This window comes from Archaeoglobus sp. UBA230 (genome assembly GCA_002507545.1).
Classification (GTDB): domain Archaea; phylum Halobacteriota; class Archaeoglobi; order Archaeoglobales; family Archaeoglobaceae; genus Archaeoglobus.
This window is the reverse complement of record DAVR01000038.1, coordinates 31,064-45,041: the sequence shown is the minus strand read 5'-3', so window position 1 is coordinate 45,041 and position 13,978 is coordinate 31,064. Positions and strand designations below refer to the sequence as shown.

At 44.6% G+C, this 13,978-nt stretch carries 14 protein-coding genes; 8 read left to right on the top strand and 6 right to left on the bottom strand.

Translation table 11 applies throughout. The features are described from left to right. Positions 1-225: 225 nt before the first annotated feature. Both albA and BP688_RS11575 read left to right on the top strand, forming a co-directional pair. Positions 226-495: a DNA-binding protein Alba gene (gene albA / locus BP688_RS11580; protein ID WP_290598256.1), complete on the top strand. Its 270-nt coding sequence runs from the start codon at positions 226-228 to the stop codon at positions 493-495. A gap of 16 nt (positions 496-511) precedes the next feature. After that, complete coding sequence (locus BP688_RS11575; RefSeq protein ID WP_290598257.1) at positions 512-949, top strand: DUF371 domain-containing protein; 438 nt, start codon at positions 512-514, stop codon at positions 947-949. Here BP688_RS11575 and BP688_RS11570 read toward each other — a convergent pair. Both BP688_RS11570 and BP688_RS11565 read right to left on the bottom strand, forming a co-directional pair. Further along, positions 909-2,384 (bottom strand): sodium/proline symporter, encoded by a 1,476-nt coding sequence (locus BP688_RS11570; protein WP_290623329.1) that lies wholly within the window; start codon positions 2,382-2,384, stop codon positions 909-911. The genes BP688_RS11575 and BP688_RS11570 overlap by 41 nt on opposite strands. A 91-nt stretch (positions 2,385-2,475) precedes the next feature. Then, the gene (locus BP688_RS11565) at positions 2,476-3,717 is read right to left on the bottom strand and encodes a phenylacetate--CoA ligase family protein (protein WP_290598259.1); all 1,242 of its coding nucleotides are present in this window, start codon (positions 3,715-3,717) and stop codon (positions 2,476-2,478) included. 249 nt (positions 3,718-3,966) lie between these two features. Between BP688_RS11565 and BP688_RS11560 the strand changes: the two genes are divergently transcribed. The 4 genes from BP688_RS11560 (at position 3,967) to BP688_RS11545 (ending at position 6,821) form a co-directional block, all read left to right on the top strand. Next, a complete protein-coding gene (locus tag BP688_RS11560; protein WP_290598260.1) occupies positions 3,967-5,625 on the top strand; it encodes an acetolactate synthase large subunit in 1,659 nt (552 codons plus the stop codon). Between the two features lie 10 nt (positions 5,626-5,635). Continuing rightward, entirely contained in the window at positions 5,636-6,115 is a 480-nt protein-coding gene (gene ilvN / locus BP688_RS11555) for an acetolactate synthase small subunit (protein ID WP_290598261.1), read from the top strand. Between the two features lie 78 nt (positions 6,116-6,193). After that, entirely contained in the window at positions 6,194-6,388 is a 195-nt protein-coding gene (locus tag BP688_RS11550) for a DUF5371 family protein (RefSeq protein WP_290598274.1), read from the top strand. Positions 6,389-6,416: 28 nt separating this feature from the next. After that, positions 6,417-6,821: a helical membrane plugin domain-containing protein gene (locus tag BP688_RS11545; RefSeq protein ID WP_290598262.1), complete on the top strand. Its 405-nt coding sequence runs from the start codon at positions 6,417-6,419 to the stop codon at positions 6,819-6,821. A gap of 46 nt (positions 6,822-6,867) precedes the next feature. Here the strand turns inward: BP688_RS11545 and BP688_RS11540 are convergent, their stop codons facing one another. Beyond that, positions 6,868-8,655 (bottom strand): C45 family autoproteolytic acyltransferase/hydolase, encoded by a 1,788-nt coding sequence (locus BP688_RS11540; RefSeq protein WP_290598263.1) that lies wholly within the window; start codon positions 8,653-8,655, stop codon positions 6,868-6,870. Between the two features lie 418 nt (positions 8,656-9,073). On the opposite strand from BP688_RS11540, the gene BP688_RS11535 reads away from it, so the two are divergent. Together BP688_RS11535 and BP688_RS11530 are read left to right on the top strand one after the other, a co-directional pair. Continuing rightward, positions 9,074-10,423, top strand: coding sequence for a CaiB/BaiF CoA transferase family protein (locus tag BP688_RS11535; RefSeq protein ID WP_290623330.1), 1,350 nt, complete (start codon positions 9,074-9,076; stop codon positions 10,421-10,423). 6 nt (positions 10,424-10,429) lie between these two features. Further along, positions 10,430-11,731 carry a CaiB/BaiF CoA transferase family protein gene (locus BP688_RS11530; protein WP_290598265.1) on the top strand — a complete coding sequence of 434 codons (1,302 nt, stop codon included), beginning with the start codon at positions 10,430-10,432 and terminating at the stop codon, positions 11,729-11,731. Here BP688_RS11530 and BP688_RS11525 read toward each other — a convergent pair. The 3 genes from BP688_RS11525 to BP688_RS11515 form a co-directional block, all read right to left on the bottom strand. Continuing rightward, positions 11,724-13,214: a PAS domain S-box protein gene (locus BP688_RS11525; protein WP_290598266.1), complete on the bottom strand. Its 1,491-nt coding sequence runs from the start codon at positions 13,212-13,214 to the stop codon at positions 11,724-11,726. The two genes, BP688_RS11530 and BP688_RS11525, sit on opposite strands and share 8 nt — an antisense overlap. 119 nt (positions 13,215-13,333) lie before the next feature. Continuing rightward, positions 13,334-13,729, bottom strand: coding sequence for a type II toxin-antitoxin system VapC family toxin (locus BP688_RS11520; protein WP_290598267.1), 396 nt, complete (start codon positions 13,727-13,729; stop codon positions 13,334-13,336). Positions 13,730-13,746: 17 nt separating this feature from the next. Then, positions 13,747-13,968, bottom strand: a complete 222-nt coding sequence (locus BP688_RS11515) for an antitoxin VapB family protein (RefSeq protein ID WP_290598268.1) — start codon at positions 13,966-13,968, stop codon at positions 13,747-13,749. Positions 13,969-13,978 lie beyond the last annotated feature (10 nt).

Sequence of the window (13,978 nt, the reverse complement as noted above, 5' to 3'; positions counted from 1 at the left end):
CGTGTTCCATGAGGGGTTTCATATTATGCGAACTATTCTGGGGTTAAAAACTGTTTTCAAACTTTACCCGTCCTTAATGATCTTCCGATGCAAAACTTTAATACAGTGTAATAAACTCCTCTGAGTTGGTTTCGCTGAATATGGGTAAACTTGACGAGACAACAGAAAATTTAATATAACTCTCATCGTTCTCTCCTCCACAAAAAATAAAAGGGGGTCGAGAAAATGGCAGAGAATTCGGTGTTTGTTGGGAACAAGCCTGTGATGAATTACGTGCTGGCCGTGTTGACGCAGTTCAACAGCGGTGCGACGGAAGTATCAATTAAAGCAAGAGGGAGGGCCATAAGCAGAGCTGTAGATGTGGCAGAGATAGTCAGAAAACGCTTCCTGCCAGATGTCGAAGTTAAGGACATTCAGATTTCAACCGAGCAGATTGACAGTGAGCAGGGAACCGTAAACGTCTCAGCAATTGAGATTACTCTTGCTAAGAAGTAATAATTTTTCTTTTTTCATGTTTAAAATTTTTGCACAAGGACATGAAAATATAAGTGCTAAACATAAAACCACTTTTGAGGTTACGAAGGAAAAGGAGGTCACACCAAGAGGAGACTGCATTATTGGAGTGAATGCAGATAAGGGCTTGAGGGACATACCTGAAGAGCTGAAGGTATCACTGAAGAGAGGCTTGAAATTTGAAATTGAAATTTTCCTCCCTGACTATGGGCTTAAAGATGTCCTGACAGGCTACGGTAGTGAGAAACTGACTCTAAACCATCCAACTGATGTTGTGATTAGAAAAAGCGGTTACGTTTGTCCAAGAACTTTGCTTGTATCCTCAACGAAGGCTGCAAGAGACATAAACAGAGAGATAGTAGAAATGCTAAAAGATAGAAAAACAGAGATAGTGATTACGCTTCGACCTCTGCAGGTTTCGGAAGAGCTAAGCTGAATGCTGCATAAACCACTATTGAAGCAACGAGACCGGGGATGACTGGGTATATCCAGTATACTCTATAGTATATCAAATACCACAGAATGCAAGTTACCACTGCAGCAATCATGGATGCTGACGCTGCAGTGCGATTTGGACTCTCACTGTAAAGCGTTGCAAGTAGAGGAACGAGAAATGCAGCAGTTATGACCGAAAAGCTCACCCCAACTATCTCAACAATCAGACCCATAGGATTTACGGCAAATATCAGCGGAATTAATGCAAATACAAAAACCGCAATTCGTGTAATGGTCAGGGCAGTACTGTCTGAAAGCTTTCTGACGTTCTGGAGGAAATCGCGCACAAATGAGGTTGCAACTACATGCACCAAGGAGTTTATCGTAGACATAGCAGCAGCTATTATTGCTGTCAACAGTAAAGCGTTGATTCCAACGGGAAACAGCTTCATGGCTATGAACGGGACGACTAAGTCAGTATCTTTCAGGAATGGCATAACGTCATCGGTGTACTTTGGAATTACGAGCCATCCAAATGGGCCTATGCTGAATACGCAAATTGCAAATATCCCTATTATGAGCGGAGTGAGGACCATTCCGTTTGCTATAACCCTCTCGTCTCTCGCAGCCACAAATCTAACAACGAGTTGAGGGCTTGCAAGCTGTGCAACACTTATGGCGAAGGTCAGGCTGAGTATAAAAGGCACGACCATGCCAGCCTTCATTATCGGTGGCGGAGCAAGCTTGCCGAACTCAAATAACACCCTGCCATCCATTCCTCCAAATATCTGTGTGCTGGAAAGAGCCTCAATCGCCGAACCCAAGCCACCCAAGCTGTAGATCAAAGCTACAAACAAGGCAATTCCACCTACGAGCACGATAACCCCCTGAATTAGATCGGTCATGACAACTGCTCTGAAGCCTCCGATTGCTGTGTAAATGGTTACAACGACAGCTGTGATAACCAGCCCTGTCGTGTAGTCAATGGAGAGCATGACCTGCAAAAGGTTTCCCGCACCCTTGTATATCGAGACCATGTAAAGCTCGAAGAAAGCCAAAATGATCAGCGCAGCTATTATCTGGCTCATAACTCCTAATTTGTTTCTAAAAAGCTCTGGAATCGTCAATGCACCGTATTTGTCCGCAATCTTCTTCATCGGTGGTGCTATGACCATCCAAGCAAGAATCGCAAACAGAATGTGAAAGAAGGTCAGGAAAGCCGACCACTGGAAACCTGCAAGAAAACCAAATCCACCGCCACCGAGAAAAGCAGCAGTGCTGAAGTAAGTAGCGAAGAAAGAGAAGCTCACAATCAGTGCTCCAAGCCTCTTTCCCGCAAGATAGAAATCAAGAATGCCTTTCGTCCTCCTGTACTCATAGAGACCAATGAGTATGACTGCTATAAGGTAAGCAGTCAACACCCCTTCGATTATCATACCAATCTCCTCGCTCTCAATACTGCTGCTCCGAAACCAATTGCCATTAAGATTATAGACGCAGCATATACCGCAGAGATTACCACCTCTCTCACCCCCTCACAAGTCTTTTTGCCTTACCCTCAAACCTCTCAAGAGTTCTATTCCTAACGGCTTCAATCCTCGGACTAAACCCGAGAAATTCCTTTATGTCCTTCGCTATTTTACTAACAAGCCCGTTTTCACCTTCAAAAATTACCTTTATCCCGTCTCCAACCTCAATCCTGTAATGCCTCACCCCATATGAAGCAAGAATTTGTTCAACATCACTTGGATAGAATTTGACGCCCTTATAAATCACCATGTCGTCCGTTCTTCCCCTTATCCTCTTTATCGTCATGTGCTCAATTCCGCATTCACACTTTTCCCTCGATACCACTGCAGAGACCTCACCGCTGCGGTATCTCAGCAGAGGCATCGCCTCTCTGTTAAGAGATGTGTAAACAATCTCCCCCTCTTCACCATCCTCCACAGGCTCTCCAGTTTCAGGATCAACTATCTCAACAATGTAGTTGTCCTCCCAAACATGCAACCCGTTTCTGTGGGGACACTCAAAGCCAACAGTCCCAACTCCCCCCATCTCTGTCAAACCGGGGATGTCAAAAGCTTTAGCGTTGAAAGTTTCCTCAATCTGCTTTCTCATTTCATCGCTCCACGGTTCAGCCCCAAGCAGCATCTTCTCAACTGGCAGTTTTGGTGGATCATACCCCATTTCCTCCGCCACCTCAGCTATCCTCAGCGGATAGCTTGCCGTAGCGCAGAGAACAGTTGTACCGAAGTCAACCATGAACTTAACCTGATTCCTCGTGTTTCCCGCACCGATAGGAATGACAAAGGCGTTTATAGCATCAGCAGCAAAATGGAATCCGAATCCACCGTTCCACAGTCCGAAGGCAGGAGTTATCTGGATCACATCCTTTGAGGTTATTCTGGCAATGTGAAAGGCTCTGAGGAGCATTTCCTTCCACTGCTCAACATCTCTGCGAGTGTAAGGGATGATTACCGGCTGTCCTGTCGTCCCTCCACTCATTTGAATCCTCACAATTTCCTCCTTTGGCACACAACACATTTTCAGTGGATATGCTTCCCTCAAATGCTGTTTGGTCGTGAATGGAATTTTGGTGATATCCTCAGCGGACTTTATTGATTCGACATCAACCCCCTTTTCCTTAAAAAGGCGCCTGTAAAAAGCACAGTTGTCATAAACATACTTCACAGTGCTCCTTAACCTTTTTCCTTTGATTTCTTCGATCTTATTACGTGGAAGTTTTATCGCTTTTTCGATGTTGTTCATGTATTTTAGGTTAATGCATAGTATTTAAATATTTTCCTATTATTCAGACATAATCTTATTTTATAGGATTAATCATATCGTGATATCTTTATCCTTCCCAAAGAGGGCGACCAAATAAGTCCACAGTTCTTAAACCAAAACTTTTTATAGCGGATGATGATGGAAGGAGTAATGCACAAGGTCTTTCCAACCGAACTCGTAGTAGTAGAGCTTGTAATTCTTTTCTAAAGGTAGTTGAGGTGGGTTTAAATGCGTGCTGCTGACGCGCTTGTTAAGGCTCTGGAGATGGAAGGTGTTGAGGTCGTCTTTGGCATACCGGGAGGTGCGATACTCGAAGTTTACGATGCACTCTACGATTCCGGGATACAGCATATAACCACGAGACACGAGCAGGGAGCCACGCATGCTGCAGATGGGTATGCGAGGGCGAGTGGAAGAGTTGGTGTTGCCTTCGCCACCTCTGGCCCAGGGGCAACAAATACTGTAACGGGCATAACTAACGCCTACATGGATTCTTCTCCAATTGTGGTCTTTACGGGGCAGGTTCCGACAAGTTTGATCGGTAATGATGCCTTTCAGGAGGCAGATATTTCGGGTATAACGATGCCAGTTACAAAACACAATTACTTGGTTACAAATCCAAAAGATTTGTTAAGAACCGTTAAAGAGGCTTTCTATATAGCTGCAACCGGCAGACCTGGACCAGTTCTGGTTGATCTACCCAAAGACGTTACACTTGCTGACATTGAATTTGACTACCCGAAAAGGATTTCACTTCCCGGATACAAGCCTAAAACAGATGGACATCCTAAGCAGATAAAGAGGGCCGCTGAGCTGGTGATGGAGTCAGAGAGACCTATTATTCTCGCAGGTGGAGGAGTGATAATTTCCAATGCGTCAAAAGAGCTCGTTGAGCTGGCTGAAACGATCCCCGCATTTGTTGTTACAACGCTGATGGGCAAAGGCTCAATTCCCGAAAACCATCCCTTGTGTTTGGGCTTTGTGGGGATGCATGGTTCAAAATACGCGAATTATGCGGTCAGTGAGAGCGATTTAATCATAGCGGTTGGCTGCAGATTCAGTGATAGAACCACAGGAAACCTTGAGAAATTTGCTCCTGATGCCAAGATAGTCCACATAGATATTGACCCAGCCGAGATAGGGAAAAATGTGATGGTTGATGTGCCCATAGTGGGTGACGCGAAGAAGGTTTTGGCGAGGCTGAAAAAGTATATCCAATATAAGCAAAGGAAGGCATGGGAGGATAAGGTTAACGAATGGAGAAGAAAGTATCCGCTGAAATACAGTCCAGATGGCTTTAAGCCACAGTATGTCGTCGAGAGGGTTTGCGAGATTATGCCCGATGCTATAGTTACAACTGAAGTGGGACAGAACCAGATGTGGGCGGCTCAGTTTTTCAAAGTCAGGTATCCGAGACAGTTCATTTCGAGTGGTGGACTCGGAACGATGGGCTTCGGCTTCCCAGCTGCGATGGGTGCACAGGTTGCATTTCCCGAAAAGACGGTTATAGATATTGCGGGGGATGGGAGCTTCTTCATGAACATACAGGAGCTGGCGACATGTGTGAAATACGAGATACCCGTTAAAGTTCTGGTACTAAACAACGGCTATTTAGGGATGGTCAGGCAGTGGCAGGAACTGTTCTACAAAGAGAGATACTCGGCAACATGCATTGGATGTGAGAAAACTGGATTTGAGGCGATAGCCAAGGGCTTTGGGGCAGTTGGCATGACCGTCGAGAGCCCTTCGGATGTTGACGATGCACTGAAGGAGGCAAAGGATATTGACGCTCCTGTTGTGATTGATTTCAGAGTAGACTACCAGGCAAACGTCTTCCCCATGGTGCCACCGGGAGCGGCACTGAATGAGATTATAGATGAAGAGTGAGGTGGAGGTTATGAGGCACACAATAGCTGTCCTTGTTGAGAACAAGCCGGGTGTTCTGGCAAGGGTGGCTTCTCTGTTCAGGAGAAGGGGTTTCAACATTGAAAGTCTGACTGTCGGCACAACCGAGAGGAATGACCTTTCAAGAATGACTATTGTTGTAGAGGGTGATGATAGAGTTGTTGAACAGGTCACAAAGCAATTGAACAAGCTTATAGAGACGATAAAAGTTAGTGAAATCTCCGAAGGGTCGGTGGAGAGGGAACTTTGCCTCATTAGGGTTCACGCACCTCCTGAGAGGAGAGGAGAAATTGTTGAACTCACCAACATTTTCAGGGCGAGGATCGTTGACGTTTCGAGAGATAGCTTCATAATTGAGGTTACGGGAGATGAAGACAAAGTAAATGCCTTCATTGACCTGATGAGGCAGTATGGTATAAAGGAGCTTGCGAGGACAGGTAAGGTGGCTATGGTTAGGGGAAATAAGAGGTAACAGAAATGTAATTGCAATATGGTGATAATGAGAAAACCTTAAATATTGTGGTGTTCATAATAATGATAGGTGGTAGTGATGGTAAAAATCGTTCATGCTCAAACTGTGCTGCCGGAAAACGTGCTTGAAGAACTTAAAAGAAAGACGGGTGAAAGTGCAACAAAAGATGCAATTGCGAAGGCTGTTGAACATTACCTCATGTGTCCCTATACTCACGAGGAGCCCCTTGAAAGGAGACTTGAAGAAGTAATTAAGAAAAAGAAGAGAGCCTAATTTTCTTATATTTTTAAAGGGTGCCTGAATGTCTTCTGAAGGGATATCTAAGGCTGCCGAAGCTATCTACGAGATTTTTGAGAAGGTTGTTGAGAATCACGATGAAATAATTAACGCTATCGAAAAATTGGTTGTTTTGGAAAAGAAGGGAGTTTTGGATGAAATCGTAAAGCTTTCAGAGTTGAGAGTTCCTTTATCACCAGAAGAGATGAGCGAGATAGCCTCCAAACTTGAGATGTTCTTTAATCTGCTTCTGTCAGCTGATGAGAGGGTTTTTAAAGTAATAAAAAGGCTTTTGGATGCACTCGAAGAGTCAATGGTTTATGAGCCAATGGGCATGATGGATGCAGTGAAAAACCTTCGAGACCCAGATGTTCAGAAGGCTGTTGGCTTCGCTCTTACACTTGCAAAAAATTTTGGTAAGAGAATTTAGCTGCACAAAGGCAATACATAATGTTGAGCAAGAAAGAAAATAAAAATTATGTTACACTCACGTAGTCAACCCTTACACAAGCCTTATCGTAGATCATGCCGAACCTCCATTTTGCTTCTGAAATCAGCACGATGTCGAGTTTCCCGTCTTCTATGAAGTCACTGCTTACTGTGAAAATGATACGTTCCAAACCCTTCGGGTAAACTCTACCATAGACCTTCTGCCAGTCGTTGGTGTTGTAATTCCACGCATATATCTCAAGCCCGTCGTTCTGGTCATCTGCGAAGAGAGTTACCCTTGCAGTGTCATGATTCACATTGAACCTGAAGTGCTGGACGGCATAATCTCGATCACCAATAAAGGCCTTCTCGCACTGTTCGACGTAGTTGCCATCAACAGACAGGAGTTTCTGCACTTCTTCTGCATCAAGAAGTTTCTCCTTGTCAATTATCGGGGAACCGTAGTTCAGAGGTTTCCAGCTCGGCCCGGCTACTCTACCTTCAGTATCTTTCCAAGCCTTATCAAGCCCAGTAACTAAACCCTCCTGCCTTAGCTGCCAGTTTGCCCAAGGATCGGAATACATGCCGTAAAGACTCCAGAACTCAAGGTTTGTGAGGTCAAAGAGTGTGCGCGATGCGCCGACCGGAATGTTCTCATCCTGCCCATAGTAGCCGTAGTTCGGTGGGTGTAGATAGTCTACAAGCTCCTTCCCTGTTTCCACATCAATTGATCCGTAGTTCTGAAGAATCAGGTTTGTGAGAGTTTTGTATCTCCAGAGTGAATCTTTGATTGCGTAGCTGACGGTAGAATACATCTCTGGAACTATGTAGTGATTAGCCAAGACGACCAGATCGTCCTTATCCTCTATCTGCTTTGGCAGATTTAGATTCTCTGCCCATGATGGATACTCATAATCCATATACCTCACCGCAAATTTATCTGCTGACACCTCGACCACTGCTCCCCCCTTCTCTCTTCCCTGACCATCTCCGATGACGTAAAGCCATGGTACACCTCTCTTTGAGCCTTTGATCATATTCACCGCATCGCTCAGCTCATCAGCATACTGCACAACCTGTCTCGCTGTGAGTAAACAACCCATTCCTGAAACAAAGGGCTTTGTGTTCATGGCTGGCACCATATCCATACCAATTGCTATTCCAGCAGAACTCATGGCTGCGGTAACCCCAACAAATCCCGGTGCTGAAACGCTTACAAATCTGTGTCCCCTATTAGGATACTGTTCAATCAGCATGGCAACCTCGTGAAAGACCTCAGGATTGAACATGAAGCTCCTGCCCATCAGCACTCTCCCATCAGAAGTTGCATCGTCCATCGCAACAAAACCGTCACACGCTATACCCTTCTTATCCTGCCAAGCGACGATAGGTGTAGCAATTGGATAGGCGACACTCAAAACAACATCAAATCCCAGATTAAGTAGAAGAACATCCTCATAGCTGACATCATACCCCTGATCTCTTGCCCCATCAGCAATTCCTCTCATCTCCTCTATGAACTCTGAAGGAATATACCTCTCGTTCTCCTTTGCAATTTCTTTCCCCAATTTTATCAATCCGGGGATGATATTCTCAGGAATGTCGTATCCTTCCAGAACTGACTTTACAAACTCCTTTGTCATCTTTTGCACCGCTTCAGGAGCGAGGCAGCCTTGCTGATACCCCATTTCGTAAGGGTTGCCTTCAAGGTGCATCAGATACTTTCCATTCCCCAAATCTGCGATGTAGCCTTTACCACACTGCTTAACTATTTCAAATCCACTGGCTGTAGAGATTGCAAAGCAAATGAGGAGAGCAAAAATCAGCACCTTCATAAATTCTACAAGAATTAACAAATATAAATATTTTTCTTATAATATTATACTAATTACCATCATAAATTGGTACTCCAAACGTTTTTTATCCCTCTAAAAGAATTTATGAGTCACCTTAGTGACGGCATGTTGAGGAGTTTGCCATTGTTAGTGAAAGCTTCTATCTTGATCCGGAAACGAATTTTCGGGTTGAGAGATAGGATAAAATTGAAAGATTCTGACTTGAACATAAAGAAGAACTGAGCAAAAGTAGCACTGCCTGAACTGGAAAGACCCAGTCTCTATACCAAGTCCCTATACCAAACTACCAATAAATAATCATTACTCTTTCGTCTAATCGGAATAATTACAGCGTTTGATTACATATAGCATGCCATTTTGAACAAATTTTATATTTTAGTATTACAGATATTCAGATATGTCTGAGTATTTCGAGTGGGCAGAACGAGAGTTCAGTCCTGAGACAATATTCGAGAAACCCGAACCTCTTGAAGGTGTAAGGGTTCTGGACCTGACTGTGGTTCTCTTTGGCCCGGAAGCTGGTTCTCTTCTGGCGGAATTTGGGGCTGAGGTGATAAGGATTGAGATGCCAGGGAGTCCACCGGGCATGGGCGATTTTGTTAGAAGTGTGGATGCATGGGCCAAGTTCTGGAAAGATGCATCGAGCGCTGTGCTTTGGTGCCAGAGAAATAAATATTTCACGTCCCTCAACCTTAAGCATCCCAAGGGGAAAGAACTTTTTCTGAAGCTTGTAAAAAAGAGTGACGTCGTTCTCGAAAATTTCGTGCCGGGAACGATGGACAGGCTTGGACTTAGCTACAGATACCTAAGGGAAGTGAACCCACGCCTGATTTATCTCTCCCTCAGCGGCTACGGACAGTGGGGAGAGAGGTGGAACTGGCCAAGTTTTGATGCCAGTGGTCAGGCAATGAGTGGTGCCGCTGCTGTGAGCGGTTACGAAGGCAGAGTTCCACTTAGACTCCCTTCCTATCCCGGAGACCTGATTGCAGCAACTGCAGGCTTTATGTCGGTTCTTGCAGCCCTCTACTACAGAGAGAGAACCGGAAAGGGGCAGTACATCGATGTAGCTCAGGTTGAGACGTTTCCGAGGGTGATGGGCTCTGTTTTCACCTACACACACCTGAAGGGAGAGGACAGGAAGAGAATAGGAAACAGAGATCCGAGTATAGCTCCAGCAAACATGTATGAGACCGCTGACGGTAAGCTTGTTGTAATCTCAACCCTAACAACAGAGGAATTCAGGAGGCTTTGCAGAGCAATGGGACGGGAGGACCTAATGGAGGACGAGAGATTCTCCAAAGCATCTCAGAGGTTGAAGAAAGAGAATGCGGATGAGATAGACAGGATCGTAGCTGAATGGTGTAAACAGAGGACTCTCGACGAGATACTTAAGCTGGCAAGAGAGTATAGCTTCTCCGCAGGAGAGGTGAGGGATAGCAAGCAGGTTTACGAGGACGAGCATCTCAGAGCAAGGAAAAGTGTTTGGATCTTCGATGATCCTATATACGAGAGAATGGTTGCAGCAGGAAGCCCGGCAAAGCTCAGCAAATCACCGGGAAGAATAAAGTGGGTCGGTACATCTGTGGGTTATCACAATAGATACATCTTCAAAAAGCTTCTTGGTTTGAGCGAGGAGGAAATTGAAGAACTTTTAAAGGAGGGTGTAATCTGCTACTGGGCAGACTTTATCGGAAGAAGACCCCCTAAGGAATTCAACTACGAGAACGATCCCGTATTCAGGTGGTGATGAGATATGGACTGGAGAGAATATGCCAAGATGATTACAGACCCTGATGTGGCAAAATTTAAGGATGATGCGCTTGATGGGCTGAGAGTTCTGGATGTAAGCATGGCAAGTCCATCAGCGATGTTCGCCTCCTCGATTCTTGCTGAACTGGGGGCTGAGGTTATAAAGGTGGAGCCTCCAGATGGAGACCCTCTCAGAGAAGTTACACCCTTTGGCGAGTTTTATTTCAGAAACACGGGACTTGATTTTCTTATTGAAACGAGGAATAAGATGTTCATAACGCTAAATCTCGAAAAAGAGGAGGGAAGAGAGCTTCTAAAGAGGATGGTTAGAAGGGTGGACGTTCTGATAGAATCGTTCCCACCGGGATGGATGGATGACAGGGGAATAGGATACAGGCAGCTTAGGGAAATAAATCCCAGACTGATCTACTTGGCCTTCTCATCTCACGGTCACTTCGGACCAAAGGCAGAGGAATGTGCGAAAATACCAGATTCAAATCTTCTCGGCCTTGCTGAGTCAGGATACATGTACATGACCAAAGAGCTGCCAGAAGCAGGCGAGCCATACAACCTTCCTACTGCACCGGGTTTCTGGATGGCTTACTACTATGCAGGAATGTGGGGGGCTTGTGGTGTCCTGCTTGCCCTGATTTACCGCAGCAGAACGGGAGAGGGGCAGATGATAGATGTAACTTCAACGGAGGCGATCAACAAGATAGGAATGCATCTAATATTCCCCCACGCCTTCAACGAGTCGCTTGAGGGCTTTTTACCGCTCGATGCTGGAGTGTTCAGTTACGCCTTTTACGAGATTAAAGACGGCTACGCCTTCGCTTCGGGCTACACAGATGCCAACTTTAAAGCTCTGGTCACTCAGATCGAAGCGGAGCACTTGATAGAGAAGTATCCGACTGTTTTCGACAGAATACCTCTTGAAAAGCAAAAGCAGGCATACAAAGATGTTCAAGAGGCAATAAAGAAGTTCACGTTCAGGGAGCTGGCAGAGAGGATGGTAAAGTGGAAGGAAGAAGGGAAGGAGGGCGTTGCGATATACGCAAAGGTCATGACACCGAAGGAAGTGCTTGAAGATGAATTCTGGTGGAACAAAAAGCTGTTCAGAATTTACCGGGATTCAAAATACCAAAACCTGTTGATTCCCAGCACACCCTGGAGACTCAGCGAAACTCCATACAAGCTTAAATGGCTTGGAAAGGAGATTGGAGAGAACAACTACTTCGTTTACCACAACCTGCTTGGACTGGGAAGAGATGATCTGGATGATCTTAAGAGGGAGGGAATCATTTAACTTTTTCCCAGCTCTTCCTGAGAAAGTCCCTGACGTTCTCAGATTCCAGCCAGCCCCTATCGAGCTTTTTTATAACCTCCTCAATTCTTTTTAGCTGGAATAAAATTTTTTCCTTCGTTTTCTCATCCTCAATTTCAACTTCCGCAATTAAACTCGCAGCAGCAAGAGGATTTCTGATCTGATCAACAAGAATTGCAAACTGCTCGATGTTCCTTTCAATCTGGGTGTAGGCGAGAAATTTCTCTTCCTCGAGCTGTATCGCGTTTATTGCAAAGGTAATGTCGTAAGAGAGTGTTGTCAGAATTTCAACCTCATCATCGGTGAAAGGCATTTCTGAGTGGATTATCAAAACTCCCTTAACTTTATCATTATACATCATTGGAACCACAAGGGCGAAAAGGTGACCGTGGAGAGGGAGGTGTCTGCATCCATCAATGTGTTTATTTGGACTGAGCCTCATAACCTCCCCATTTGTTAGAGCTTCCTCCCCACATGCAGATTCATCAAGAGGGGGATAGAACTTCAGCTCTCCATCCATTGCAATCCCCACAAAAACCGATGTGTAAAACTTGGAAAGGTTGTCGCCTATCGCTTTCACCAAACTATCTTCGTCTTTTTCTCTGACAAGCGAATCGTTTATCTCGTGGACTATTTTGAGAAGTCTGTTTAATCTCCCTATCTCCTCTTCGTATTCTTTCCTTTTCGTTACATCCCTTGCTATTCCGTGTATTGCTACAACCCACCCATTCTTAACTATTGGGCGAGATCGTAGTTCTATCCAGAGTTTCTTGCCATCCTTTCTCTTCACCCTTATTTCTATAGGCTCTAATGGGTCTTTGGTTTCAACAATCTTTCTTATTCTCTCTTTTACTGGCTTTAGAAATTCTTCATCCACGATGTCCTCAATTCTTATCTTACCCAAATCTTCCCGTGAGAGACCAATCGTGTTAAGTGCCGCCAAATTTGCATCTAAGAATAAGCCATCGGGTGTGATTATGAAGAAGTTATCGTTCGCATTATCCCACAGCTCCCTGTATTTTCTTTCACTCTCTCTGAGTCTCCTGAGATATTCATCTGCTTCCATCTCTTTCCTCTTTTTTTCAATCACCGCCTCCACTGCAACTGGAAGCTTGACTATGTGCTTGGGTGACTTCAGAACATAGTCATCAAATCCTGCCTTCATCGCCTCAACTGCTGTTGCTTCATTTCCTGTAAGAGTTAGCATGATAACAGGAGTGTATGGAGAGACCTTACGAACCGCATTCAGGACATCAAATCCTGTCCCCCACCTCAGCCTGTAGTCTGTCAAAACAATGTCAAAATTGAAGTTCTCAAGGGCTTTTTTAAGGTCGTTCTCGGATAAAATCTCAACTACCTCCAAATCACCGAAGTGTTTTCTAAGCTCCCTGACCGCCAGATGCCTGTCGTCAGGGTTGTCATCAGCTATCAACAATCTCATTCTTTCAAACCTCGGGTCTCTCATTTAACATTAACCAGTAAATATTTATATGTTTGCTGAGATTCAGTAAATCCTCGAAGCGAACAGGTTTTGCAATATGAATTTGCAGTGAGTTATGCTAACTTTAAAGTAACAGTTTACCACTACCAGCTTTCAATTTCCAAACCTTTAATACGGCTAAAATGTTTGACGTTTCTCGTCACTATTCTTTCATTATGTGCTAACGCTATGCTTGCAATTAATGTATCCATCTCTCCTATTGGCTCCCCCTTTTTCTCAAGTTCCGATATTATCTGGCCGTAAATGTCTGAAGCATTTATGTTAAAATCGAGTAAATCCAGCCTGTTTAAAATTCCCCTGACCTTCTTCAAGTTCTCATCCAAATTCTTCGACCTATATGCTCCCTTGAAAAGCTCGGCAGCGTTTATTGGTGTGGTTGCAAGTCTTTCTCCACTTTCAACCAGTTTCCTTAACTTCTCTACGGCGTTTGAGTCTTTACGTATGAGGGCTACGAGGAAGTCCGTTTCGAGGCAGACCATTAACACACCTACTTAAATTAAAGTTCAACAGCCCGGCTTTTTACCATCTCCCTTTCCCTGTAAACTTCTTCGATATTGTCTGCCAGCTCCTGCGGAAATTCTGCTGATTCTACGTATTCCAACAAGCTCACACTTTTTGTTATCCTTAGGATAACATCACTAAAAGACTCTCCTCTCTTTTTCAATTTCTTTAGTGCATTATAAGCCTCCTCTGATATTGTCAGGGTTTTGTGTGCCATAACATAAGTG